21 protein-coding genes are annotated in these 25,161 nt (G+C 36.8%); 12 read left to right on the forward strand and 9 right to left on the reverse strand.

The window, feature by feature from the left end:
* Nucleotides 1–179 precede the first annotated feature (179 nt).
* From secA to ACFFUE_RS04935, 5 genes are all read right to left on the reverse strand, one after another.
* Nucleotides 180–3,254 carry a preprotein translocase subunit SecA gene (gene secA, locus ACFFUE_RS04915; RefSeq protein ID WP_376833121.1) on the reverse strand — a complete coding sequence of 1,025 codons (3,075 nt, stop codon included), beginning with the start codon at nucleotides 3,252–3,254 and terminating at the stop codon, nucleotides 180–182.
* 122 nt (nucleotides 3,255–3,376) lie between these two features.
* Nucleotides 3,377–3,598 (reverse strand): DUF2795 domain-containing protein, encoded by a 222-nt coding sequence (locus tag ACFFUE_RS04920; protein ID WP_002662059.1) that lies wholly within the window; start codon nucleotides 3,596–3,598, stop codon nucleotides 3,377–3,379.
* Nucleotides 3,599–3,755: 157 nt separating this feature from the next.
* Nucleotides 3,756–4,781, reverse strand: a complete 1,026-nt coding sequence (locus ACFFUE_RS04925; protein WP_376833133.1) for a GDP-mannose 4,6-dehydratase — start codon at nucleotides 4,779–4,781, stop codon at nucleotides 3,756–3,758.
* 109 nt (nucleotides 4,782–4,890) lie between these two features.
* Nucleotides 4,891–5,562: a DUF6261 family protein gene (locus ACFFUE_RS04930; RefSeq protein WP_376833135.1), complete on the reverse strand. Its 672-nt coding sequence runs from the start codon at nucleotides 5,560–5,562 to the stop codon at nucleotides 4,891–4,893.
* 378 nt (nucleotides 5,563–5,940) lie between these two features.
* A complete protein-coding gene (locus tag ACFFUE_RS04935) occupies nucleotides 5,941–6,939 on the reverse strand; it encodes a hypothetical protein (RefSeq protein ID WP_376833137.1) in 999 nt (332 codons plus the stop codon).
* A gap of 99 nt (nucleotides 6,940–7,038) precedes the next feature.
* Here ACFFUE_RS04935 and ACFFUE_RS04940 point away from each other — a divergent pair, with 99 nt between their 5' ends.
* The 7 genes from ACFFUE_RS04940 to ACFFUE_RS04970 all read left to right on the forward strand — a co-directional run bounded on the left by ACFFUE_RS04940 (nucleotide 7,039) and on the right by ACFFUE_RS04970 (nucleotide 13,024).
* Nucleotides 7,039–7,407, forward strand: coding sequence for a helix-turn-helix domain-containing protein (locus tag ACFFUE_RS04940; RefSeq protein WP_376833139.1), 369 nt, complete (start codon nucleotides 7,039–7,041; stop codon nucleotides 7,405–7,407).
* 13 nt (nucleotides 7,408–7,420) lie between these two features.
* Nucleotides 7,421–8,254: a DNA damage-inducible protein D gene (dinD, locus tag ACFFUE_RS04945; RefSeq protein WP_376833141.1), complete on the forward strand. Its 834-nt coding sequence runs from the start codon at nucleotides 7,421–7,423 to the stop codon at nucleotides 8,252–8,254.
* Between the two features lie 6 nt (nucleotides 8,255–8,260).
* The gene (locus tag ACFFUE_RS04950) at nucleotides 8,261–8,887 is read left to right on the forward strand and encodes a hypothetical protein (protein WP_376833143.1); all 627 of its coding nucleotides are present in this window, start codon (nucleotides 8,261–8,263) and stop codon (nucleotides 8,885–8,887) included.
* A 2-nt stretch (nucleotides 8,888–8,889) separates the two neighbouring features.
* A complete protein-coding gene (locus ACFFUE_RS04955; protein ID WP_376833145.1) occupies nucleotides 8,890–9,477 on the forward strand; it encodes a Uma2 family endonuclease in 588 nt (195 codons plus the stop codon).
* 60 nt (nucleotides 9,478–9,537) lie between these two features.
* Nucleotides 9,538–11,400: a tRNA uridine-5-carboxymethylaminomethyl(34) synthesis enzyme MnmG gene (gene mnmG, locus ACFFUE_RS04960; protein WP_376833147.1), complete on the forward strand. Its 1,863-nt coding sequence runs from the start codon at nucleotides 9,538–9,540 to the stop codon at nucleotides 11,398–11,400.
* A gap of 83 nt (nucleotides 11,401–11,483) precedes the next feature.
* Entirely contained in the window at nucleotides 11,484–12,116 is a 633-nt protein-coding gene (locus ACFFUE_RS04965; protein ID WP_376833149.1) for a YiiX/YebB-like N1pC/P60 family cysteine hydrolase, read from the forward strand.
* The gene (locus ACFFUE_RS04970) at nucleotides 12,116–13,024 is read left to right on the forward strand and encodes a class I SAM-dependent methyltransferase (protein ID WP_376833151.1); all 909 of its coding nucleotides are present in this window, start codon (nucleotides 12,116–12,118) and stop codon (nucleotides 13,022–13,024) included. The genes ACFFUE_RS04965 and ACFFUE_RS04970 overlap by 1 nt, the downstream gene beginning before the upstream one ends.
* A 302-nt stretch (nucleotides 13,025–13,326) precedes the next feature.
* Here ACFFUE_RS04970 and ACFFUE_RS04975 read toward each other — a convergent pair whose 3' ends face one another.
* Entirely contained in the window at nucleotides 13,327–14,157 is an 831-nt protein-coding gene (locus ACFFUE_RS04975; protein WP_376833153.1) for a GLPGLI family protein, read from the reverse strand.
* A 215-nt stretch (nucleotides 14,158–14,372) separates the two neighbouring features.
* Here ACFFUE_RS04975 and ACFFUE_RS04980 point away from each other — a divergent pair, with 215 nt between their 5' ends.
* A complete protein-coding gene (locus tag ACFFUE_RS04980; RefSeq protein ID WP_376833155.1) occupies nucleotides 14,373–15,167 on the forward strand; it encodes a DUF2797 domain-containing protein in 795 nt (264 codons plus the stop codon).
* A gap of 78 nt (nucleotides 15,168–15,245) precedes the next feature.
* Nucleotides 15,246–17,705 (forward strand): hypothetical protein, encoded by a 2,460-nt coding sequence (locus ACFFUE_RS04985; protein ID WP_376833157.1) that lies wholly within the window; start codon nucleotides 15,246–15,248, stop codon nucleotides 17,703–17,705.
* 62 nt (nucleotides 17,706–17,767) lie between these two features.
* Here ACFFUE_RS04985 and ACFFUE_RS04990 read toward each other — a convergent pair whose 3' ends face one another.
* Both ACFFUE_RS04990 and ACFFUE_RS04995 read right to left on the reverse strand, forming a co-directional pair.
* On the reverse strand, nucleotides 17,768–19,606 hold the full coding sequence (locus ACFFUE_RS04990; RefSeq protein WP_376833159.1) for an ABC transporter ATP-binding protein: 1,839 nt from the start codon (nucleotides 19,604–19,606) through the stop codon (nucleotides 17,768–17,770).
* Between the two features lie 135 nt (nucleotides 19,607–19,741).
* Nucleotides 19,742–20,131, reverse strand: coding sequence for a DUF4293 domain-containing protein (locus tag ACFFUE_RS04995; protein WP_376833161.1), 390 nt, complete (start codon nucleotides 20,129–20,131; stop codon nucleotides 19,742–19,744).
* A gap of 141 nt (nucleotides 20,132–20,272) precedes the next feature.
* On the opposite strand from ACFFUE_RS04995, the gene rho reads away from it, so the two are divergent.
* Nucleotides 20,273–22,081, forward strand: a complete 1,809-nt coding sequence (gene rho, locus ACFFUE_RS05000; RefSeq protein ID WP_376833163.1) for a transcription termination factor Rho — start codon at nucleotides 20,273–20,275, stop codon at nucleotides 22,079–22,081.
* 84 nt (nucleotides 22,082–22,165) lie between these two features.
* Entirely contained in the window at nucleotides 22,166–22,762 is a 597-nt protein-coding gene (locus ACFFUE_RS05005; RefSeq protein ID WP_376833165.1) for a superoxide dismutase, read from the forward strand.
* A 71-nt stretch (nucleotides 22,763–22,833) separates the two neighbouring features.
* On the opposite strand, the gene ACFFUE_RS05010 is transcribed toward ACFFUE_RS05005, so the two are convergent.
* Nucleotides 22,834–24,024, reverse strand: a complete 1,191-nt coding sequence (locus ACFFUE_RS05010; RefSeq protein ID WP_376833167.1) for a phosphoglycerate kinase — start codon at nucleotides 24,022–24,024, stop codon at nucleotides 22,834–22,836.
* A 659-nt stretch (nucleotides 24,025–24,683) separates the two neighbouring features.
* Here ACFFUE_RS05010 and rpiB point away from each other — a divergent pair.
* Nucleotides 24,684–25,115 carry a ribose 5-phosphate isomerase B gene (rpiB, locus tag ACFFUE_RS05015; protein ID WP_376833169.1) on the forward strand — a complete coding sequence of 144 codons (432 nt, stop codon included), beginning with the start codon at nucleotides 24,684–24,686 and terminating at the stop codon, nucleotides 25,113–25,115.
* Nucleotides 25,116–25,161 lie beyond the last annotated feature (46 nt).

Below are 25,161 nucleotides of genomic sequence, written 5' to 3' on the forward strand. Positions count from 1 at the left end.
GTCGTCTAAATTAATCATTTCCTTGGGTATTTTAAGATTATTTTTGCTATCATTTGTCATTTTATAGAAATTAACAATACGCAGTTGGCTTTAGGCGGTAAGCTATAAGCTCTAAAAACAAATAGCAGCTACGATTTGCCCGCAACTGCTACTAATTTAGTTCTATTTTAAAAAGCGTTTTACGCTGGTATTTCTCCTCTGTAAAGGAAAGAAATGGTTTCTTTATTTACTTTATCCACCATTTCGCTAAAGAGATGGAAAGACTCTTGTTTGTAGATTACCAATGGGTCTTTCTGCTCATAAACAGCACCCTGAGAAGAGCGGCGTAAATCATCCATTTCACGAAGGTGAAGTTTCCAGTTTTCATCAATGATGCTGAGGGAGATATTCTTTTCAAAATCATCTACCAAGCTTTGGCATTGCGTTTCATAAGCTTCCTTCAAATCCGTAACGATGGTGATGGTCTTTTGTCCATCGGTAAATGGCACTTGAATCATTTTGAACATCGAACCTTGGTTTTGGTAAACATTCTCTATGATAGGGAATGCCTTTTGTTTCATCAGTTCAATGCGGTTTTTATAATCCTCTTGTGCTGCTGCAAATACAATCTTGGTAAGCTCTGGGATTTGTTTGTTTTTGAAATCTACCTCAGATACAGGCGACTCCATTGTGAAGTTTTTGATGATTTCAAATTCAAAATCCTTAAAGTTTCCACTAGCTTTGGCATCGCTCACAATAGCGTGAGAAACATCAAAAATCATATTGGCAATATCAAACTTCAGATGGTCTCCGAACAAAGCGTTCTTTCTTCTCTTATAAATCACATCACGCTGTTTATTCATCACATCGTCATATTCCAAGAGTTTTTTACGAATACCGAAGTTGTTTTCTTCTACTTTTTTCTGAGCTCTTTCAATAGATTTTGTAATCATTGAATGCTGAATGACTTCGCCTTCTTTATGCCCCATTCTATCCATCATTTTGGCAATTCTTTCAGAGCCGAAAAGCCTCATCAGATTATCTTCTAATGACACATAAAACTGCGAACTTCCTGGGTCTCCTTGTCTTCCGGCACGCCCACGGAGCTGTCTATCCACTCTTCGGGAATCGTGTCTTTCTGTACCGATAATTGCTAGACCTCCTGCTTCTTTCACCTCTTTGGAAAGCTTGATATCTGTACCACGCCCTGCCATATTGGTAGCAATAGTTACCTGCCCTGGTCTTCCTGCTTCTGCTACAATCTCGGCTTCCTTCTTGTGAAGTTTTGCATTGAGCACCTGATGTGGAATTTTTCTAAGTTGTAATGCTCTGGATAGTAACTGCGAAATCTCTACCGATGTAGTCCCCACCAATACTGGTCTTCCTGCTGCGGTAAGCCTTCCTATTTCTTCTATCACGGCATTGTATTTCTCACGGTTGGTTTTGTACACCAAATCGTGTCTATCGTGTCTTTGGATAGGTCTATTGGTAGGGATGACCACCACATCCAATTTATAAATTTCCCAAAGTTCTCCCGCTTCGGTCTCTGCTGTACCCGTCATCCCCGCTAGCTTATTGTACATACGGAAATAATTTTGCAAAGTGATGGTAGCAAAAGTTTGGGTAGCGGCCTCTATTTTTACATTTTCTTTGGCTTCAATAGCTTGGTGTAACCCGTCAGAATAACGGCGTCCTTCCATAATACGCCCTGTCTGCTCATCTACAATCTTCACTTCTCCATCTATCACCACATACTCATCATCTTTTTCAAAGAGGGTATAGGCTTTGAGCAACTGATTGAGGGTATGCACGCGTTCAGACTTTTCTGCAAAACTTCTGAAAAGTTCTTCTTTCGCTGCAAATTCCTCCTCTTTTGGAAGGTTTTTAGCTTCTAGCTCGGCTATTTCTGTCCCGATGTCTTGTAGCACAAAGAAGTCTTTATCTTCATTCCCTGCAGACATATACTCTACCCCCTTATCGGTAAGGTCTATCTGATTATTTTTTTCATCAATCACGAAGTAAAGGTCTTTATCTACCTTTGGCATATCGCGATTGTTATCTTGCATATATTGGGCTTCTACCTTTTGCAGCAAAGCTCTATTTCCTGATTCTGAAAGGAATTTGATTAATTGTCTAGATTTTGGCAAACCTCTATACGCCTGAAGTAGTTTAAAACCACCTTCCTTGGTATTACCTGCGGCGATGAGTTTTTTGGCTTCGTTAAAAATCTGCGTAACGGTTTGTTTCTGAACATTTACAATTCTATCCACAGAAGGTCTTAGCACATCAAACTCTTGGCGGTCACCTTGTGGTACAGGTCCAGAAATGATGAGTGGCGTTCTGGCATCATCTACCAATACAGAGTCCACCTCATCTACAATAGCAAAATTGAGTTCTCTCTGTACCAATTCTGATGGCGAAGTAACCATATTGTCTCTCAAATAGTCAAAACCAAATTCGTTATTGGTTCCGTAGGTAATATCAGAGTTGTAGGCTTTTCTTCTTCCATCGGAGTTAGGCTGATGATTATCAATACAATCAATAGATAATCCGTGGAACTGATAGAGTGGTCCCATCCACGCGGAGTCCCTTCTCGCAAGGTAATCATTCACTGTAACCACGTGCACCCCTCTTCCTGGAAGAGCATTAAGATAGATAGGCAAGGTTCCTACAAGGGTTTTACCTTCCCCAGTTTGCATCTCTGCAATTTTCCCTGAATGAAGTACTACCCCACCGATGAACTGTACATCGTAATGAACCATATCCCAAACCACATCTGTCCCAAAGGCATTCCATCTGTTCTTCCAAACGGCTTGCTCTCCTTCTATGGATACGAAATCCTTCCCTGCGGCTGCCAACTGTCTATCCCAGTCGGTAGCTGTTACACGGATTTCTCCGTTCTCTGCCCATCTTCTACCCGTTTCTTTCACCAAGGCAAAAGCTTCTGGCAAAACTTCAGCAAGGATTTTTTCTTCAATCTGATAGGATTCTTTTTTTAGGGCATCTATTTTCCCAAAAAGAGCTTCTTTCTCGTCTATATTAGCCGTGGTTTTAATTTGCTCTTTCAGCTGTTCTACTTGGGAAGAGATACCAGCAGTAGCAGTTTTTAGTTTTTCTTTAAACTCTGCGGTTTTCTGTCTCAATCCATCATCGGAAAGCTGCTGAATGCTGGCTTCAACGGCTTTTATTTTTGCTACTACTTTTTTTACTTCTTTCAGGTCTTTGGCATTTTTATCACCAAGGAACCCTTTTAGAATCTTGTCTAAAAAACTCATAAATATTTTTGCTTTATGCTTTTGGTTATCAGTACCAAAGCTACTTGCACCTAAAGTGCTGTTTAAATTATAACTAAAAAACAGAAAAGGCTTACAGCATAATGCCTAAAGCCTGTTGCATTTTAATATTCATCTTCGTTCCAAAGGAAATCTTCATCCGTAGGATAATCACTCCAAACTTCCTCTATGGATTCGTAGATTTCACCTTCGTCCTCTATGGCTTGTAGGTTTTCTACTACTTCCATTGGGGCACCTGTTCTGATGGCATAATCTATCAACTCAGCCTTTGTCATTGGCCAAGGCGCATCGCTCAAATATGACGCTAATTCTAATGTCCAGTACATAATATTTGTATTTTTTGCAAATTTAAAAATTTGAGTGAAATATCAAAATCTTAAATGCTTAAAGTTTATGATTTAAATACTAAAAAGTAGGAATATCATTTCCGAAGATAAACTTCTTTAATCAGCATTTAAAATAAAGTTAATACTTCTACTACCTCTACCCTTTTCTCAAAAACCATTCCACAAATTTTTTTATGCCATTTTGGAAGTTGGTGGTAGGATGATAGCCTATAAGTGATTTGGCTTTTGTAATATCTGCGTTGGTTTTTTGTACATCGCCAGGCTGCATTGGCAGTTGGTTTTTGATGGAAGATTTTCCCATTTCGGTTTCTATGGTGGCAAGCATTTCTTTCAGATTAATCACTTGATTTTCACCCAGATTTATGATTTCATAGACCTTGTCATTTTCCTCTAAATACCTGATAGACTTGGTAATACCATCTATAATATCTTCTATAAAAGTATAATCTCTTGCCGTAGAACCATCACCATAAAACGGAATTTCTTTGTCCGCAGAAATAAGGTTTGTGAACTTATGAATGGCTAAATCTGGTCTTTGGCGAGGCCCATAAACGGTAAAAAACCTCAGCTGAATCATATCGATATCGTAAAGGTGGTGATAGGTATGCCCTAAAATTTCACCACATTTTTTGGTGGCAGCATATGGGGAAATAGGTCTATCCACATTATCTTCTTCAGAAAATGGCACTTTCTCATTATTACCATAAACACTTGAAGAAGAAGCACAAACAAACTTTTTAACACCAAAATCCTTGCAAAGTTCCCATAGATTCATAGAGCCGAGAATATTAACCTCTGCATAGTCCATTGGGCGTTCTATAGACGGGCGTACCCCTGCCAAAGCAGCCAAATGAACCACCATATCTATCTGATAACTATTAAAGATATTTGCCAAACCTTCTTTATCTCTTATATCCTGATAATAAAGTCTATAAGTAGCCGATTCTGTGGATTGGATAAGGTTTTTAATATCGGTATCTTTATCTGAAAATACGGTTTGTTTTTCTTGTCCTAAGGACTCCAGCGTGTTATTAATCTTGATTTTGTAATCGTAGAAGTCGTCAAAATTGTCTATATTAATGACAGAATGTCCGTTTTTCAGAAGTTGTTCTATCAAATGCGACCCAATAAAACCGCTTCCTCCTGTGATAAGATAAGTCATTTTTCAGCTTTTAAATAAAATCTTTGCAAAGATACAGTTTTTTGTGAGGGAATGAGAGGTTTTTATATTGTCTATCAAAAGAAAAAGGGCGAGTGTTTTCGCCCTTTGGTTATGAATTTCTTATTCCCTTTACTACCTCGCTTAGCTCGGTGTAGAGGGCACTCCAATCGGGTTGAGATTTCATTGCAGTGATAAACCCTAGATAATCCCTTATCACCCTTTCCAAATCTTTTCGCACAGCAGAGGCAGATTTGGTCAATCTCAGTTCTGCATTGGCTTCTGTCTGTTCAGAAATTAAATGCGAAAAGGTCTCTTGCTTGGTTTTCAAATCAGCGAAGGCAGTTGCTAGGTTCAATCTCGTTAGCCTTTCTTTGTTTTCAGTTTTGTCTAAATCCGCAATAAGCTTATCTAAAAGTACCGACTGGTCTGCATAGGATTTTTTGTCTAAACTCAGATTGTTTTGTTTAAAAACATCATACAAGGCTACGGCATCTTCATAATTGGGCAATGTAGGCATTCCTATATAGCTTTTTAGATAGGTTTTCATTGCATTGTAGCTCTTATCTCTTGCCTCGTCTAGCTCTGCTACTTTCTCGCCTTTTCCACTATAAACCTGCTTATTAAGGAGTAGATTATAGTTGTTCTTTTCTACCTCTACGGCATTCAGAAGAGGATGCTCGCTTACTGATAGTGTGTATTTTCCACTTTTGGAAGCCACTACTACACGCTCTGCAAGGGCAGCAAGCGTGGTGGTTTTGAGTCTTGCAATATTTATTTTCATTTTATGAATGGTTTTTATGGTTTCTTTTTTTAGTTATTTAAGGATTTATCGTAAATTTTCCTTCCAAAAATAAAAAAATTAATTAAATTAAGCATTATTTTTCAGTATTTTATTCTATTTTAATAAAAAACAAACCTCCGACTATAATCGGAAGTCTTAATTTTCTTGGGGGAAACCTCTGATTGTAGTCGGAGATTATATTTAGATAGGTTAAGATTTCCGATTGCAGTCAGAAGTCTTATTTTCTTTGGGGGAAACCTCTGATTGTGGTGGGAGATTAGTTTTTTAACACAAATAGACCTTCGCCCGAAAACGGAAAGGAGAATTTTAACAATGAAAAAAGCGGAAAAATCTCCGCTCTTTTACATTCATTTAAAATTATAGCCCTGTTCCAAAAGCCTGATTTCCTGATACAGAAAACAGATTGTTTCCTCCTAACTGATAAGCCCATAGAAATTCTCCATTAGCATCACGAGTGCAGAACCCAAACAAACCGACTTGCTTACCATCTTTATCCACCAGTTTGTAATACATTGTACCCTCATTAGTAGTAGAGCAAGTTTCTGTATCCGTTGGCGTAGAACCTTTTGTAGTGAAAGTTCCTGTTTTTAGCACTCCATTTTCATCAGCGAAAACGGCTCTATCGCCTGAACCAGCAAGATTAGTAGATTTTATATTTCCTACTACTTCTAATTTTTCTTGAACTTCTTTTCCAACTTCAAGTTGTTTTCCAATATACACATTTCCTTTAGAATTTATAAAGAATTCTTCCGTAGTAAGAGTAGGATTATAATTATTAATTTCTACTCTAAATCTTCTATCTTTAGTATCTGTACTGCTTAAATATATAAAACTTGATGAAGTATATCCAGTAGCTGTACCATTTGGTGAATACTTCAATGCACCTGTACTTAAATATGCATCGTAATCATCATAAGTATTTAGACCAAATCTTTTTGAAGACCTAGAAGTTTCTCCTATTACTCCATAACTCTTCTTATTTTTATCAACAAAACTAATAGAATTGGTCAAAGCATTATCTGTCATATCATATCTATTATCTACCATTTGAATGATAGAACCTCCTCCCATATTCTCAGAAGTTCTTGTTAGTGTCAGTAAAGCTTCACTTATTTTTTCCGCAGGAGTAGAAATTCCTATTTTACCATCATCTAACACTGTTAAAAGTTTGGTTCCATTTGCATTTTGGAGTTCCAAATTTTTGGTAGCAGAAGTTGTTCCTGTTTTAGATTTAATGTCCAAAGTCGCCGCAGGAGTTTCTGTATTTATCCCTACTCTACCCTCATAATCTTGTGCGTATGCCATTGTACCAAAGCCTAAAAGGGACAAAACACTCATTTTTAAAGTTACTTTCATAATTTTTTCCTGTATATAAATTTTGATGCAAAAGTATTCTCATTATTAATAAATATCTTACCTTTGCTGTTATAATATATAATAAAAAAGTTATAATTTATGATAGGATATAAAATAAAAAGCATCAGAGAGCTAAAAAATCTGACACAGGAGTATATGGCAGAGAAACTAGATATTTCCCAAGCGGCTTATTCCAAATTAGAGAAAGGTACTACCAAAATCTCACAGGATAAACTCCATAAAATTGCAGAAGTTTTAGAAGTCAATCCAGAAGATATAACCGATTTTGATAATAAAAAGGTTTTAAATAGCATTAATAATGTAAAAGGAAACAACAGCGGAAACATAAATTATAACGACCAAGATATTAATCTTATTAGAAAATTGTATGAAGACAAAATTGCTCTATTAGAAAAACTATTAAGCAAAGCAGAAGAAGAGATTGAAAGATTGAAGAATAACCAATAAAAATCACAGAAAAATGAAAACAGAAGAAATAAAACAGCTTTTTGAGCAATTTGAAAACGCATCTTCTACCATAGAAGATGTGGAATGCTGGAGTGCAAGAGAATTGCAGAAATTATTAGGCTACTCTCAATGGAGAAATTTTGAAACTGCCATAGAAAAAGCAAAAACAGCTTGCGAAAATGCAGGAGAAGAAATAACCTATCATTTTGCTGGCGTCAGCAAAACGATAGCAATGCCCAAAGGTGCTGAAAAAGAAATAGATGATATTCTCCTCACACGCTACGCTTGCTACCTTATCGCACAAAATGGCGATAGCCGAAAACCTGAAATTTCGTTTGCACAGAATTATTTTGCAGTTCAGACAAGAAAAGCTGAAATTATAGAAGAGCGACTTTTGGAATACGAACGCGTAAAAGCAAGAGAAAAACTCAGCCAAACAGAAACTCAACTCTCGGGAATTTTGTACCAAAGAGGAATAGATAGTAAAGGATTTGCCGTCATTAGAAGCAAAGGTGACCAAGCGTTGTTTAATTTATCTACTTTGGCATTAAAGAAAAAACTGGGCGTTCCTGAAAAAAGACCCGTTGCGGATTTCTTACCCACTATCAATATCAAAGCAAAAGATTTAGCCGCCGAAATGACAGGACTTAATGTTCAATCCAAAGATTTATCTGGGCAACCCAAAATAGAAAAAGAACACATTGACAATAATAAAGCTGTGAGAAATATGCTCACGCAAAGAGGAATTATCCCTGAAAACCTTCCTCCAGCCGAAGATGTAAAAAAGGTAGAAAGAAAACACAAAAGTGAAGAGAAAAAAATTATCCCAAAAGGAAAGAAGAAATAAAGCAAAATGAGCAAATTTATTTTTGTCGTAGGAGCAATAGCAGCTGGCAAAACCACCTTTATGGAAAAGAAACTCTATAATGGGAATCATCATCAGTGCAATTTTTTCGACCACGACCAAGCTAAACTGATGATACACCTCTACGCTCCTGATAAAAAAGAAATAAGTGACCTGAATCTTGGCCACGCTCTGAATAATGCCATAAAAGATAGTTTAGAGAATGACAAGGATTTTATGATGCAGATTCATTTTACTAATGAACAATTGAGCCAAATCAACGCCTACTTTCATCAATATAAAAATAGGTTTAATTTTGCAGCTCATTTCATTGCAGTAAATGACTTGAAAATTTTGAGAGATAGAGCCAATAAACGGGAACTTCTCGGAGGACATTCTTCACAAGGAAAATCCATTGAAAAATCCTTTCGTCAATCTTTCAAAAATTTTATAACCTATCTTCCGAATTTCAAAAAAGCTACAATTTGGGATAATTCCAAAGAGTTTGGATTTACAGCAATGCAGGAGCAATTCATTTTTGAGGAAGGAAATTTAATTTATAAAAATCCTGAAATCACAGATTATTCTCAAAAGTTATTAGAAGAAATTTTATCTTTACAATCAAAATCATTTTAATTATGGAAAAAATAACAGACATCAACCAATTAGATTTAAATAAAGTTTATTCCTATGCCGATTATCTCCTTTGGAAATTTGAGGAAAGAATAGAACTCATAAAAGGCAAAATTTTCAGAATGTCTCCCGCTCCCAGCAGGAAACATCAGGATATTTCTGGAAATATTTACAGAAAATTTTTCACTTTATTCAATAGGCAGCCGTGCAAATTATACTATGCTCCATTTGATGTAAGATTTCCAAAAGAAACCACCGAAAACGAAACTATCTATACCGTAGTTCAGCCAGACCTTTGTATTATTTGTGATGAAAACAAATTGGACGATAGAGGTTGCATCGGTGCCCCCGATTTGATTGTGGAAATCCTCTCCCCTGGAAATTCTAAAAAAGAACTCAAAAATAAATTTGAACTTTATGAAGAATCTGGTGTAAGAGAATATTGGATTGTAAACCCTCTTGATGAGGTGGTTTATATCCATACTTTGGAAAACGGAAAATACAAAGGTGCATTTCCTATCACAGATGATTACATTCATTCGGAAATTTTTCCAGAGATAAAAATCCATACCGATGAAGTTTTTAAAGTGTAAAACCAATACGATGTTTCACGTGAAACATTAACTTTTAACATTAAACTTTTTAACTATAAAATGATAAACGAAACATACGATGTCATCGTAGTAGGTGCAGGACACGCAGGAAACGAAGCCGCGGCCGCAGCCGCTAACCTCGGTTCTAAAACCCTCCTCATCACGATGAATATGGAGACCATCGGAAAAATGAGCTGCAATCCCGCAATGGGAGGTATCGCCAAAGGACAAATCGTAAGAGAAATAGATGCCCTAGGAGGATACTCAGGGATTATTGCGGATAAATCTGCCATTCAGTTTAAAATGCTCAACCTCTCCAAAGGTCCAGCAATGTGGTCACCACGAACCCAGAACGACCGTATGCTCTTCGCTGAAGAATGGCGTCTTGCATTAGAAAACACGCCTAATTTGGATTTTTTTCAAGATATGGTAAAAAGCCTTATCCTAGAAAACAATCGCGTTGCGGGAGTTATCACCTCCATTGGAGTAGAATTCCGAGCAAAATCCGTTGTGCTTACCAATGGAACTTTCCTTAATGGACTTATCCATATCGGGGAAAAACAACTTGGCGGTGGTAGAATGGGCGAACCTAGAGCCTTTGGAATTACAGAACAACTGGTATCTCTAGGCTTCGATGCTGGAAGAATGAAAACTGGAACACCCGTGCGTGTGGATGGTAGAAGTATTGATTTTTCTAAAATGGAAGAACAAAAAGGCGATGAAAATCCACAAAAATTCTCCTACCTCGATACACCAAAACTTACCCAACAGCGTTCTTGCTACATCACCTATACCAACGAAACGGTACACGAAATTCTCCGTGAAGGCTTCGACAGAAGCCCAATGTTCAACGGAACTATTCAAAGTTTAGGCCCGAGATATTGCCCAAGTATTGAGGATAAAATCAATCGTTTTGCAGAACGAAACAGACATCAGATTTTCGCGGAACCAGAAGGCTGGAAAACCATAGAATATTATATCAATGGATTCAGCTCTTCCCTACCTGAAGATATTCAAATCAAAGCTTTGAGACAAATCCCAGGGTTTGAAAACGCCAAAGTTTTCCGTCCAGGATACGCTATTGAATACGACTACTTCCCTCCTACCCAACTCAACCATACCTTAGAAACCAAGCTAATAGAAAACCTCTATTTCGCTGGTCAAATCAATGGAACCACTGGATACGAGGAAGCCGCAGGACAAGGTCTCATCGCGGGAATTAACGCTCACAATAAAGTTCACGGGAAAGAACCTTTCATCCTCAGCAGAGATGAAGCCTATATCGGTGTACTAATAGACGACCTCATCACGAAAGGAACCGAAGAACCTTATCGTATGTTTACTTCCAGAGCAGAGTATAGACTCTTACTAAGACAAGATAATGCTGACATCCGATTAACCGAGAAATCACATCAAATAGGGCTAGCTAACGATGAGAGAATGAGGAAAGTAGAAGAAAAAATAAAACAAAGCGAAGAGCTAGAAAATTTCCTCCGCGAAACATCTTTAAAGCCAAAACAAATCAATCCTATTTTAGAAGAAATAGAGTCTAACCCTGTAGATCAGGCTTATCGTGCATCTCAGTTTCTCACCCGTCCAAATATTACTTTAAGTAAATTGGATAAATTAGAGATTATCAGTGAAGTAAGTTCTAAATACTCTGATGAAGTGAGAGAACAAGCGGAAATCAACATTAAATACAAAGGTTATATCGACAAAGAAAAAGAAAATGTAGCCAAACTCCAAAGATTGGAAAATATTAAAATTCCAAAAGATTTTGATTTCTCTAAAATCTCAAGTTTATCTGCGGAAGCCAAACAAAAACTCAATTTGGTAAAACCTAAAACCATTGCCCAAGCAGGACGCATCAGTGGTGTTTCCCCAGCAGACATCAATGTTTTATTGATATACTTAGGAAGATAATCTATTAAGAGGTATTTTGAATTTTCATTATACCTCTTTTATAAAACAAACCAAATGTTCCACGTGAAACATCATCTTTTACAATGAATAAAATAACGCCACTATTCCTATTAGCACTCTTTAGTTGTAACACGCAATCTTTCTATAAACACGCTCAAAATGGAGATTTAATCTTCGTAGAAGCTCAAAAAGAAAAACTATCAGGAGCCATTAGCCGTGTTACAGCCAAGAACGATAATGTATTATCCTACGACCATCTTGGACTCGTGGAAACCGATGGCAAGAATAAATACATCCTACACGCTGCCCCTGAAAATGGTTCGGAGAAAATCCCTTTAAAAAGCTTTATCAAAGCCAATAAAAAAGAAAATAGAACCCAAAGCCTTTACCGCCTGAAACAAAACCATCAACATTGCATCCCATCAGCCATTGAAAAAGCTAATACAATGCTGGGAAAACCTTATAATACCGCTTACATTTTAAATGAAAATGCGTATTATTGCTCCGATTTTGTGGAAAGAACCTTTAGAGATTGTAAGATTTTTGAACTTCAGCCAATGACTTTCATTAACCCTAAAACACAGAAAACCGATGACTATTGGCAAAAATTTTACGATGAACTTCACCTCAAAGTTCCCGAAGGAGAACTAGGTTGCAATCCCAACGGACTTTCCCAATCTAACAAAATAGAAAAAATACAAATGCTAAAACCGTAATGAAAATAAAAGACCATTTCCTTACACAAGAAGAATTTGAACTCCAAGAAACCAACATTCCTGGTGTGCTAAAAACCTATCCTATCCCGGAGAATATAGGGAAATACTACGAAAGCAAAGATTATATATCTCACCACCAAGATAGCGGAAGCCTTAAAGAACAACTCTACAAACTTCTTCAAAAATTCAACTTGAAGTATAAGAAAAATATTGTACAGAAAGCATTCCCCCTATCCCCCAAAGGGGGTAAAAACGCCAAAGAACATCATATTGATGAGAATAACAATAATATTCCCCCTTCGGGGGATGGGGGGACACAGAAGCTCGTATTAGATTACGGATGTGGTGCGGGAGAGTTTGTGAAGTTTATTGCCGAAGATTTTAAAACCTTCGGATTTGAACCCAATGAAAATGCCCGAAAATTTGCCCAACAAAAATCTCCTAAAACCACTTTCCTCTCCTCCCCTACCCTTTCGGAAATAGAAGATGGAAGTCTAGACCTCATTACCCTTTGGCATGTTTTTGAACATATAGAAAATCAATCAGAAATGCTTTCCGTATTTCATCGGAAACTAAAACCTAATGGAAAACTCATCATTGCTGTGCCCAACCATACCTCGTATGATGGGCAAAAGTATAAAGCATTCTGGGCAGCGTATGATGTGCCAAGACATATTTTTCATTTTTCTAGAGAGGGAATGCTCCGCCTGATGAACAATAAAGATTGGCAAGTAGAAAATATTGCCCCTCTCCTACTCGACTCCTATTATATCTCTATGCTGAGTGAAAAATACAGAAAAAATCCACTTTTTTGGCTTTTTGGAGGAGTTCACGGAGCGATTTCTAATTTTAAAGCGTTAAAAACGGGCGAATTTTCCAGTTTGATATATACAGTCGGAAAAATTTAGAAAATGGATTTTTGACACATTTCTGAAGGTCGATTTTTGAGTGATTTTTGAAAATTATGGTAAAAAGTAAATTTGTAATACAAACCAAAAGCTATGGAAATTTTATTTTTTTACTTTTAGAGTTGACTTTGTTAGAGAATATTTTGAACCCAGTGCAGGGAAGGCTGGGCACCTACTTTCAGAAGAATTTCCATAAGCAAAACCAAAAATACATTAACATTTGAAGATATTAATGAATAAAACTAAACTTTTAGTTTAAAACAAAAAAGCACCATCTCAGTTGGTGCTTTTTTAGTATCATTTCATTTCTCTGGGTATTTCACAGCGTTTTTCAGGTCTATGGGATTCTCTGCTCTTAGCCTTTTTTGAATTTCCAGCGTTTCCGCATTATAATTAATCCTCTCCCCTACCTCTCCCAAGTGCTCGTTGGGTCTTTTTCCTGCCTTAAATTCCTTAAATGGGTCTAAGTAATAGTTCGTTTTCAGCTTATGAATATTCTTTATGGAAAGCTTTATTGGTGTTTTTCCATAGTAAGTTTCCAAAAAATTACTGGTATCATATACCTCGTCCAAGACTTTATTCTGTAAAAACTGAAAAATATACTCCTTGTTCTCATCTTGTATTTCCAAAATAAGCCCTGGTAATCCGTAGAATTTATAAGGTCCATAGGGAATATCCAAATCTTTAGCAAACCAAGCCACCCAATTTCTTCCCCCAAAGGTAGTGGTAGCCTTCTGAGTTTTATAACCACTAATTTCTTTAGATTCTTGATGCAATTCCCATTTTATCTCATCTTGTGTTTCGTAGGAGAAAACATCATTTAGATTCGCTTCATAGTTAGTAGTAATCCCCGACTTTAAATCCTTTGAAAACCGCTCTACGAACCTTGGTGTAGCAAAAAACACATCTCCCGTTTTGGAGTTTTTATTGATGGAATCATATTTAATATAATCTGCGGCATAAGACTTTATATTGTCTTTATTAATATCCGTTACAATCATCTCTTTGTAATAACCTTCCATCCCTTTATACCGTTTAGAAAAAACAGAATAATACAAACGATGGGTCTGTGCAAATGTAAAAGCAACAAATACAAACACTAATACGAGTGAAAATTGAAACTTTGTTTTCATTGAATTTATTTTATTTGGGTTAAAAATTTATTTTTCTAATAAAACGTTTTTATCAATGGATGAGAATTTTTTGATATTCTTAATGCTATTATTGATTTTTATCGCATAAAATTATATGAAATAAATCATATATACAATATTTTTTTGCTTTTTTACTCAATGAAAGCTGTTGGCAGTTACAATCTTATTCCCTACTTTTACAAAAAATACGAAAAATGACTTTCAGAGGACAATTATTAAAAATGTCTACCCAACTAGCAGAGCCTATACAATATTATCTGAATCTTTCTAATGATTTGCTCCACATCAATGCCCTGATAGGGAAAACCATCAGAATAAAACACATTGGCTATCAATGCGTCAATTGCGATAGTGATGAAAAATTATTCCGAATGGGATTCTGCAAAAAATGCTTCTTTGAAAGTCCCTATGCCAGTGAAAGCATCATCCGCCCAGAGCTTTCCCGTGCTCACCTCGGCGAGGAAGAAAGAGATTTGGAGGTAGAAAAAGAAATACAACTGGTGCCACACATTGTCTATCTTGCCTATACGGGCGATGTAAAAGTGGGCGTTACCAGAGCACACCAAGTGCCTACCAGATGGATAGACCAAGGAGCTACCTTTGCCCTTCCCATCGCTAAAACCAATAACCGCTATGAGGCAGGCGTGATAGAAGTAGCTCTAAAACAATACCTTCCAGACAAAACCAATTATAAAAAAATGCTGGAAAACGATTTTGAAGGCGAAGTAGATTTGGCTACTTTCCGTAATGAAATAGAACAATACTTCCCCGAAGAGTTGAAACAGTTTTACACCTTAGATGGCGAAATCCAAAAACTGGATTTTCCCTACCAAAAACCTGAAAAAGTGTCGGTTTTCACCTTAGAAAAGCAACCAGAGTTTGAGGGAGTGCTCTGTGGTATCAAAGGGCAATACCTCGCCTTTGAAGGAGGACAGATGATGAATGTCCGCAGCCACGAAGGCTATGTAATAGAGCTTAGCATTGGCTAAATTTTGAAATATTAAGAAAAGAATTTATAAAATAGCCCTCAAAATTTCATCTATCTTTGCAATCTTAAAAGCAAGTGAATGAATAAAATAACGAAAAAAATCCTCATCGGAGTAGGAATATTGGCGGCGTTGATTATTATTGCCAACCTCGCCATCAACTTTCTTCTCCATTTTTACCTCCCCCGCTATATACAGAATAATACCGACTATAAAATCTCCTACCAAACCCTCAATGTGGATTTGGGCACGGGAAACATCCTTTCTACAGGGATTAAAATCAGCAGTTTAAAACCTGAAAACGAAAACATTACAAGGCTCGATGGCACCATCGATATGCTAAAAATCAACCGATTGGGAATCTATGATGCCATCGTGAATAAAACCATCAGTCCGAGTAAAATTTCGCTGGGAAATCCTAATCTCAACATTGTTTTAGCTAAACCTAAAGACCAGAAAAAAGCATCTAAACCTCTGGAATTTGAAAATATCCACATCAGAAATGGCAATATCAGTATCTTAAAACACACCAAAGAACGCTTTTTGGAAGTGAAAAAACTTTATCTGCAAGTTGCCAATCTCAGACTTACCGAGAAAGATGTGGAGAAAAAATTCCCCGTGATTTTTGATGCATATAGCATTCATGGAGAAGATTTTTACTTCCGCCCAGATGATGTTTATGAATTGAATGCTAACAAGATACAAACCGATGGTACGCAGATGAATATTCTTCAGTTTCATCTAAAACCACTGCTTTCGTATCAAGAGTTTGTACAGAAATTTCCAAAGAAGAGAAACCTTCTGGAGGTAAAAGCAAAGGAAGTTACTTTTAAGGATATCGCACTGAAAGACCATAAAATCACCTTGTCTAAAGTGGATTTTAATACCCCCGAAATCAAAATGCACACTACTTCTGCAAAACCTAATGAAAAGGAAAAATCATTTAAATATTTGGTAGAATTAGAAGAAGTGATGATGAATGATGCTAAAATTCAAATTCTAAAACCCAATGGCAATCCACTCTTCTCTGCTCAATCTTTGGATATGAATCTCCAAAAACTGGCTATGAACGAAGAAACCGCTAAAGGAAACATTCCTTTTCAGTATGACAAATTTCTATTAAAAGGAAAGCAATTGCAATACAATTCTGATCATCAAGAGATAAAAGTAGCAAGTATCGCCGTAAATCCGCATACTGCCGACTTGCTCAATCTTCAAATAAAACCAACAGCAGGCAAGGCTTCAAAAACATTAGTTGACGGTTTTATAAAGCGTATTAATCTAAAAATCAATCAATGGGCATTAAAAAACAACCGATTGCAATTAGATGCAGAAAGTGTAGCAATCCAGAATTTTAATGGAAGTATTAACGCTCCAGAAAAGCCTTCATCGAAGAAAAAAAACTCGTGGAACGGTATCCAATTTCCGCTTTTGGTGAGAAATTTCCGCGTAGAACATTCAAATCTAAAATTCCAAAAAGGAACTGCCCAACATCAGATCAATCAGCTCAACTTGAAAGTTAAAAATATAGAGTTTAACGAAAAAACGGTCAAAGAAAATCTCCCGTTTATGGCTGAAAACTACACCTTTACCGCAAACAATTACGCTTTGCAAATCAATCGTTTTTACAAACTGAGCACGGGAAATCTAAAGGTGAGCAACCAAAACATAGAAGTCCATCAGTTTGCATTGAAACCTCTTGTTTCAAGAGCACAATTCATCCGAATGATTCCTACGGAAAAGGATTTATACACGATTTATTTCAATAAATTACAATTGCAGGGCAATCTTCAGTTGCTTTCGGCAAACCCGAGCATTCTTGCCAATCAACTGACGATAACGGGAGCTAATGTCAACATTTTCAGAAGTAAATTGCCAACTGACGACCTCACCAGAAAGCCAATGTATTCGGAATTGCTTCGCTCCGTAAAGTTTCCGATGGTTATTCAAAATACGAATATTCAAAACGCTACTTTGGTATATGAAGAAGATACAGAAAAAAGCCAAGGCCCTGGAAAACTGACTTTTACAAATCTTCAGTTGCATGCTAAAAACCTTAATTCAAACAAGATAAAAGGAAAACCTACCCCTATTCCGATTGCCATTCGGTGCCTGTTTATGGGAATTTCGCCTATGGAGGTCGATTGGAATATCAACACGGCGAGTATGGACGATGCCTTCCACATCCGAGGTAATATCAAAAACCTGCCTGCACCGCAAATCAACGCCTTTACAGAGCCATATCTCAAGGTAAAAACCGAGGGAGATATCGATTATTTGGCTTTTGATTTTCGCGGAAATAAAAACCTTTTAAACGGCAATTTCAAAATGGACCATAGAGATTTGAAGGTGGAAATACTTCGCCAAGATGGGGAGAAAAACAAATTTTTATCTTCGGTAGCCAATATTTTCATCAAGAGTAATTCTAAACCAAACAATTCTGATATAAAGGTAGAAAATGTAGAACGCGACCATACGAAATCGTTTTTCAATTTCTTCTGGAATGGCATTTTGGCAGGATTAAAAAAGAGTTTAATTTAGAATTAGTTGGTAATTAATGGTCTAAAAATCAAAACTTAGCATACAAAACTATTGCTTACTTTTTACCCAAAATTTTGCAAATCTACCAGTTTTTTATAGATGCCATTTTGGGCTAATAATTCTTGATGTGTGCCTTGTTCTACGATATTGCCGCGTTCCATCACGACAATTAAATCAGCTTTTTGTATGGTGGAAAGTCTATGCGCAATGATGAGAGAAGTTCTATTTTCCATCATATTTTCTAAGGCAAGTTGTACCAAGCGTTCAGATTCTGTATCTAGTGCAGAGGTAGCCTCATCTAGAATCATTATCGGAGGGTTTTTCAGTACAGCTCTTGCGATGGAAACGCGTTGTTTCTGTCCGCCTGATAGTTTGTTACCATCATCCCCTATGGTGGTATCATAGCCCTCTGGAAGTTGAGAAATAAAAGCATCTGCATTGGCCACTTTTGCAGCAGAGATTACCTCTTCTCGGGTGGCATCAGGTTTACCCATCAGGATATTGTTATACACGCTATCATTAAACAAAACCGATTCTTGGGTTACCATTCCCAGAAGATTTCGGTATTGTTCTAAGCTAAGTTCTTTGATATTCACACCATCTACAAGGATTTCGCCTTCGGAAACATCATAAAATCTGGTAAGAAGGTTGGCAATGGTGGTTTTACCACTCCCCGACTGCCCTACCAAGGCGATGGTTTTCCCTTTGGGAAGGGTAAGGGAAAAGTCTTTTAAAATCACATTATCTTTATCATAGTAGAACCCGATATTTTTAAATTCAATCTTATCATTCAATCCTGATATTGCTTTAGGATAGGCTATTTCTTCCACTTTTAAATCATAATCTAAAACTTCGGAAACTCTGTCTAAACTCGCCATTCCGCCCTGTATGGAAGAAAAGGCATTGGATAGTTTTTTAGCAGGTTCCAATATCTGGAAAAACATTGCAATGAATACCAAGAATGTTTCTGGGTCCATTGTTTTTTCGTTTAAAATCTGTATCCCTGCAAACCAAGTGATTAGTAGAATGGTAACGGAGCCTAAAAATTCACTCATAGGAGATGCCATTTCTCTTCGGCGGCTCATCGCTATGGAATAGCGTTTCCAGTTGTCTGTTGTGCTATTGAATCGGTTTTTTAAGATTTTATCGGCGTTAAAAATTTTGATGACTTTGGAAGATTTTAAAGTTTCATCTACCAGAGAAAATAGATTGCCTAATTCTTCTTGTGCAGAGGTAGCGTGGCGTTTGAGGCTCTTTCCTACAGCAGAAATAAGCCAACCCATTACAGGAAATACCAATAGTGAAAACAAAGTGAGTTTTGGGGAGAGTAGAAACAGGGTAACAAGTGAAGAAATAATCATAAAAGGGGCATTCACTACATCTACCAAGCTTCCCATTATGCCACTTTCTACGGCTCCAATGTCATTAGAAATACGAGACATCATATCGCCTTTTCTTTTTTCTGTAAAGAAAGAAACGGGGAGTTTCAAGAACTTATTATACATTGCTGTACGGAGGTCTTTGGTAATACCTACACGATAGTTTACCAGCAAGAAGGCTCCCAAATAGCGGAATAAATTGCGAAGCAAAAAAGCAAAAGCCGTTACACCACAGAGAATCGCCAATATTTTGGCAGCACCATAGACATCTATACTTTTTTGGATTTCATAGTAAGCCCAATCTTTGGCATAGGAAAAGACCTCTGCAAATTTACCACTATATACGGGTTCCTTCGAGGTATCTATCCGTTCCATAGTACCAAACATTAGCCCTAAAATAGGCAACATTGTGGCAACGGAAAAAATATTAAGAGCAGAGTATAAGATGTTGAAAATTATACTTCCGTAGAGGTATTTCTGATGGGGTTTTGCAAAATTTAGAATGCGTTGTAAAGGTTTCATTTAGTATGAATTGAAAGGCAAAAATAAAGAATTTATCGCAGTTCACCATTAGTTTTGATGAAATCCATAGCATAAAAGAAAAACAGCCCCTTCAGAGAAAGGACTGTTTTACACTCAAAAAAAATCGTTGTAAGGCTATCGGAGTCGGTCCACAGATTTTACAAGCCTCTCATCTCTGCGGATGAATCCATTCGCTATCAGCAAACTAATCATCGCAATCAATGGAAAAATCGGCTCAATACCCTTCTCAGGAAAATCAATTCCTCCGGATAAATTTAGTAACCAATACACCAATACACCAATCAACAAAGCGTTTATCATAATGCTGATGGTATTCAGCAAGATTTGTCTTTTTCTATTTTTGAAACTGAAGATACCCAATCCTCCCAAAAGGATTAAAACTACACAAAGAATATCCACAATGGGAAAGCCTTCTAAAGCTTCCACATCTTGTGCGGTAATAAACAGAAACACGGGAGCTAATACCGCCAAAAACATCCAAACTGTTTGTATCCTCTGTAACATAACCGCAAAATTACCATTTTTTTTTGCATTTCTCAAAAAATAATGTAGATTTGCATCATAAATGACCCAACAAAGAAAAGAGCATCCTGCTCAACTTTCTTATTCACAAACATTTAAAAATACTTTTTACATACATAATTTATGTTTAACATTGAAATGTTAAGATCAAAATCCCAAGAGGAATTGAATCTTATACTCAAAGAGTTTGGTATTAAAGTTCCAAGAACCAGTACCGACAATGATAAAATCTTTGCAATTCTTGACTTTCAGGCTTCTAATCCTAAAATTGCAAAAGATTATTTTAACGCCACAGAGCAAACTAAAACTGTAGAATCTCCCATAAAAGACGAAACAGAAAAAAAAGCAACAACAAGAAAAACTGCGGCAAAGCGTGGACCGAAACCTAAAAAAGAATCTGCCGAAACTGTAACAGAGATAGAAACCAATGCAGGAGATAGCAAAACGGAACACATTGCAGATAACACCCCTAAAAGAGGTAGAAAAAGAAAAACTGAGCTGGTAACTCTTCCTGAGCAAGAGGCTGAAACGCCAGAGCAAAAGGACGAAACACCAACCAGAGCAAAAAGAAAAAGAATTGCGAAAACTATAACCAACGAAGAGACTTCAGCTGAAGAAGCTACAGAAATAGAATTTCCTACGGATAACATAGAGACAGCTGAAGAACCTTCTAAAGAAGAACAACAATCTTCTAAAAAACAAAAGAAAACCCAAAGAGGGCAAAACAATAAACAAAACGGACAAAATCAGAATGTCCAGCAAAAAAATCAAAATCCTACACCACAGGAAACCCCAGAGCCTAAAAAAGAATTCAATTTTGATGGCATTGTAACCATAGAGGGCGTATTAGAAATATTACCAGACAATTATGGTTTCCTTCGCTCATCGGATTTCTCATACATCTCTTCACCAGATGATGTCTATGTTTCCACAGCCCAAATCCGAAATTATGGTTTAAAAACGGGTGATACTGTAAAAGGGATTGTTAGATTACCAAAAGAAGGTGAAAAATATTTCTCCCTCCAAAAGCCAATAGAGGTGAATGGCAGAGATTTAGATTTCATCAAAGACCGTGTAGCATTTGAATATCTTACACCACTTTTCCCCGAAGAAAAATTTAATCTTACAGAAAAAGGATCTACCATTTCTACCAGAATTGTAGATTTATTTGCACCCATCGGTAAAGGGCAAAGAGCAATGATTGTGGCACAGCCTAAAACAGGTAAAACGATGCTGCTGAAAGATATTGCTAATGCCATATCTGCCAACCATCCAGAAGCTTATATGATGGTATTACTCATAGACGAAAGACCTGAAGAAGTTACCGATATGGAACGCAGCGTAAATGCAGAGGTCATCGCATCTACCTTTGATGAAGCCGCAGAAAAACACGTGAAAGTTGCCAATCTGGTTCTTGCAAAAGCTCAAAGAATGGTAGAATGTGGGCACGATGTTGTAATTCTTTTAGACTCCATTACCCGTTTAGCAAGGGCTTACAACACTGTGACTCCAGCATCAGGAAAGATACTTTCTGGTGGGGTAGATGCCAATGCACTTCACAAGCCGAAGAGATTCTTTGGTTCTGCAAGAAAAATAGAAGGCGGAGGCTCTCTCACCATCATTGCAACAGCATTGATAGATACTGGCTCTAAGATGGATGAAGTGATTTTTGAAGAATTTAAAGGCACAGGAAATATGGAGCTACAATTGGATAGAAAAATCGCCAATAAGCGTATCTATCCTGCAATAGACCTTGTTGCTTCTAGCACGCGTAGAGATGACTTATTACACGATGAAACTACCCAGCAAAGAATGTGGATTCTCCGCAAATACCTCTCTGATATGAATGCCGTAGAAGCAATGGAATTTGTAGAGAAAAGCATTAGAGGTACTCTGAATAACGAAGAATTTCTAATGTCTATGAATAAATAGATTCTGTAAATAAAAATTATAATAATTTTAATAAATAATATACTGAAGAAACAGTATTTTTGGAAAACATTAAAACGAAATATTATGTCATTTGAATTACCTAAACTCAGCTATGCCTACGATGCATTAGAGCCTGTTATTGATGCAAAAACTATGGAAATCCACCACAGCAAGCACCATCAGGCGTATGTAGATAATCTAAACAAAGCCATTGAAGGCACAGAACTTGAAGGAAAAACCATAGAAGAAGTTTGTAAAACAGGTTCTGACAAACCAGCGGTGAGAAATAATGGTGGAGGTCACTTTAACCATACTCTATTCTGGGAAATTCTTACTCCAGGGGGAAGCAAAGAGCCTGTAGGAAAAGTAAAAGAAGAGCTTGAAAAATTTGGTGGTTTTGAAAAATTCAAAACAGATTTTTCAGAGGCGGCTAAAACCAGATTTGGTTCTGGCTGGGCTTGGCTTTGCAAAAAAGAAGATGGTTCATTGGCGGTATGTTCTACTCCAAATCAGGACAATCCTCTAATGCCTGTGGCAGATTGCAAGGGTACACCTATTTTAGGACTTGATGTATGGGAGCACGCTTATTATCTTAATTATCAAAACAGAAGACCAGATTATGTTTCTGCCTTCTTTGAAGTAATCAATTGGGATAAAGTAGAAGAGCTTTACAATAAGTAATAACTTTTTTTCAAATAAAAAAACTCGGTGAAACTTTTCGCCGAGTTTTTTATTTCTATGTTATTAAAACTTTACTTGTTAATCGCTGCAACGCCTGGAAGCTCTAGACCTTCTAAGCTTTCCAACATTGCTCCACCGCCTGTGGAAACATAAGAAACCTTATCTGCATAGCCAAACTGCTTCACAAATGCCACAGAATCTCCTCCACCTACAAGTGAGAATGCTCCCAATTTGGTAGATTCAGCAATGCTATCTCCTAAAGATTTAGTTCCATCAGCAAAGTTAGACATTTCAAAAACTCCAAGCGGCCCGTTCCAAAGAATGGTACGAGAGTTCATTATCACATCATGATTTAGGTCTCTGGTTCTTTCACCTACATCCAATCCCATCCATCCTTCAGGGATTTCATCAGCAGGTACTTCTTTGCGTTCAGCATCGTTGTTAAAAGCATCAGCAGCCACCACATCTACTGGGATAATGACTTTCACATTTTGAGCTTTTGCTTTTTCTAAAATTTCCAATGCCAAGTCCATTTTATCTTCCTCTACTAGGGAACTTCCCACTTGTCCGCCTTGAGCTTTGATGAAAGTAAATGCCATACCTCCTCCAATAATCAAATTATCTACTGCAGGTAAAATATTTTCGATAATGGTAATTTTAGTAGAAACTTTAGACCCTCCAAGAATGGCTGTTATAGGTCTTTCACCACTATTCAGAACCTTATCTATGGCTTGTAATTCCTGAGCCATCAGTAAACCGAAAAATTTAGTTGAAGGAAAAAATTGAGCAATAACAGCTGTAGAAGCGTGGGCTCTGTGTGCCGTTCCGAAGGCATCGTTTACATAAACATCTCCTAATTTTGCCAATTGCTCTGCAAAAGCAACATCCCCTGCTTCTTCCTCTTTGTGGAATCTAAGATTTTCCAAAAGTAATACTTCTCCTTCCTTTAAATCGGCTACGGCTTTTTCTGCAGCCTCACCTACGCAGTCTTCTGCAAACTTCACCGTTACGCCCAATACCTTAGCCACTTCATCTACAATGCTGGAAAGGGAAAAATCTGGATTTACCGTTCCTTTAGGTCTGCCCAAATGGGTCATTACAATCACCGAGCCGCCATCGGCAAGTATTTTATCTATGGTTGGTTTTGCCGCTACGATGCGGGTATTATCTGTCACCTTTTTGTCTGCATCTTGTGGTACATTGAAATCGACTCTTACCAAGGCTTTTTTGCCTTTAAAATTAAAATCATTGATGGTTTTCATAAGATTTATTTCTTTTGTTATAATCTCCTACAAAATTAAGATTTTAAAACCGTAAAAAAAATTTGCAGGCACAAAAAATGTCCACAACACATTCACAACAGTTATCATTATTTTTATTATTAATTAAAAAAAAGTAGTGTTGTATATTGTTATGTATTGTGAATTTTGGGGATAACATTTTTAGATTATTTTTAGACATTTACTCTAAGCTTTATCCTCATACTTATTCATATTATAATATTTTGATATGTAATGTATTATATTTTTTTTCCACAAATGTGGATAATTCTCATCAGAATGCTTTTCTGTACAACTTTACTCTTGAAAACCCCTCCATTTTCTATGGTAAAGTTTTTTCAAAATGCGTTTTATTATTCCAGTTTTTTTTCTCAATAAGCATTTTATAGACATAAAACTATAGAAATTTGACATAATTTATCCACAGACAATATCTAGGAAATCCACATTTTTTAGTGATGATGATAATCTTCATTGTATCAGAATGTTAATGAATTTCATCAAAAAATCAATTTCTTAGTTTTCAATAGATTAAAATGGATATACCGATTAAAATTTTTAAAAGCTATTGTGGATAAGTCTATTTATGTGAAATTAATACCCTAAATTTGTATCCGAAATAACTCAATAATCAACTAAAAATGAAAAAAATAGCTATCGCTTGCGACCACGCTGGTTTTGAATACAAAGAATATCTAAAACAGCAACTTTCAGCACATTATGAGGTGACAGATTATGGAACGCACTCTACAGAGTCTGTGGATTATCCAGATTTTGTACATCCTGCAGCAGCCTCTGTGGAAAACGGAGAAAATGAATTTGGAGTTTTAATTTGCGGCAGTGGGCAAGGGGTACAGCTTACAGCCAATAAGCACCAAGGGGTGCGTTGTGCATTGTGTTGGATGCCAGAGCTAGGAGCCTTGGCAAGACAGCATAATAATTGTAATATGGTAGCAATTCCTGCCCGTTTTATCGCAAAAGAATTGGCTTTAGAAATTGTAGAAAAGTTTCTTACTACTGAATTTGAGGGAGGCAGACACGAAGGTCGTGTAAATAAAATCGGTTGCGTGTAGGTTTATATACCATCCAAAAAATATTAATCTCTACCCTATTTGGTGG

The organism is Bergeyella porcorum, from assembly GCF_042427575.1.
GTDB lineage: Bacteria > Bacteroidota > Bacteroidia > Flavobacteriales > Weeksellaceae > Bergeyella > Bergeyella porcorum.

Bases quoted from the DNA above. Each gene is read 5' to 3' on its own strand.
- rho (WP_376833163.1), top strand. From the start codon at position 20,273: ATGTTTAACATTGAAATGTTAAGATCAAAATCCCAAGAGGAATTGAAT.
- ACFFUE_RS05010 (WP_376833167.1), bottom strand. From the start codon at position 24,024: ATGAAAACCATCAATGATTTTAATTTTAAAGGCAAAAAAGCCTTGGTA.
- rpiB (WP_376833169.1), top strand. From the start codon at position 24,684: ATGAAAAAAATAGCTATCGCTTGCGACCACGCTGGTTTTGAATACAAA.
- ACFFUE_RS04920 (WP_002662059.1), bottom strand. From the start codon at position 3,598: ATGTACTGGACATTAGAATTAGCGTCATATTTGAGCGATGCGCCTTGG.
- secA (WP_376833121.1), bottom strand. From the start codon at position 3,254: ATGAGTTTTTTAGACAAGATTCTAAAAGGGTTCCTTGGTGATAAAAAT.
- ACFFUE_RS04925 (WP_376833133.1), bottom strand. From the start codon at position 4,781: ATGACTTATCTTATCACAGGAGGAAGCGGTTTTATTGGGTCGCATTTG.
- mnmG (WP_376833147.1), top strand. From the start codon at position 9,538: ATGATAAACGAAACATACGATGTCATCGTAGTAGGTGCAGGACACGCA.
- ACFFUE_RS04980 (WP_376833155.1), top strand. From the start codon at position 14,373: ATGACTTTCAGAGGACAATTATTAAAAATGTCTACCCAACTAGCAGAG.
- ACFFUE_RS04965 (WP_376833149.1), top strand. From the start codon at position 11,484: ATGAATAAAATAACGCCACTATTCCTATTAGCACTCTTTAGTTGTAAC.
- ACFFUE_RS04950 (WP_376833143.1), top strand. From the start codon at position 8,261: ATGAGCAAATTTATTTTTGTCGTAGGAGCAATAGCAGCTGGCAAAACC.
- ACFFUE_RS04995 (WP_376833161.1), bottom strand. From the start codon at position 20,131: ATGTTACAGAGGATACAAACAGTTTGGATGTTTTTGGCGGTATTAGCT.
- ACFFUE_RS04985 (WP_376833157.1), top strand. From the start codon at position 15,246: ATGAATAAAATAACGAAAAAAATCCTCATCGGAGTAGGAATATTGGCG.
- ACFFUE_RS04975 (WP_376833153.1), bottom strand. From the start codon at position 14,157: ATGAAAACAAAGTTTCAATTTTCACTCGTATTAGTGTTTGTATTTGTT.
- ACFFUE_RS05005 (WP_376833165.1), top strand. From the start codon at position 22,166: ATGTCATTTGAATTACCTAAACTCAGCTATGCCTACGATGCATTAGAG.
- ACFFUE_RS04935 (WP_376833137.1), bottom strand. From the start codon at position 6,939: ATGAAAGTAACTTTAAAAATGAGTGTTTTGTCCCTTTTAGGCTTTGGT.
- ACFFUE_RS04930 (WP_376833135.1), bottom strand. From the start codon at position 5,562: ATGAAAATAAATATTGCAAGACTCAAAACCACCACGCTTGCTGCCCTT.
- ACFFUE_RS04940 (WP_376833139.1), top strand. From the start codon at position 7,039: ATGATAGGATATAAAATAAAAAGCATCAGAGAGCTAAAAAATCTGACA.
- ACFFUE_RS04970 (WP_376833151.1), top strand. From the start codon at position 12,116: ATGAAAATAAAAGACCATTTCCTTACACAAGAAGAATTTGAACTCCAA.
- ACFFUE_RS04990 (WP_376833159.1), bottom strand. From the start codon at position 19,606: ATGAAACCTTTACAACGCATTCTAAATTTTGCAAAACCCCATCAGAAA.
- dinD (WP_376833141.1), top strand. From the start codon at position 7,421: ATGAAAACAGAAGAAATAAAACAGCTTTTTGAGCAATTTGAAAACGCA.
- ACFFUE_RS04955 (WP_376833145.1), top strand. From the start codon at position 8,890: ATGGAAAAAATAACAGACATCAACCAATTAGATTTAAATAAAGTTTAT.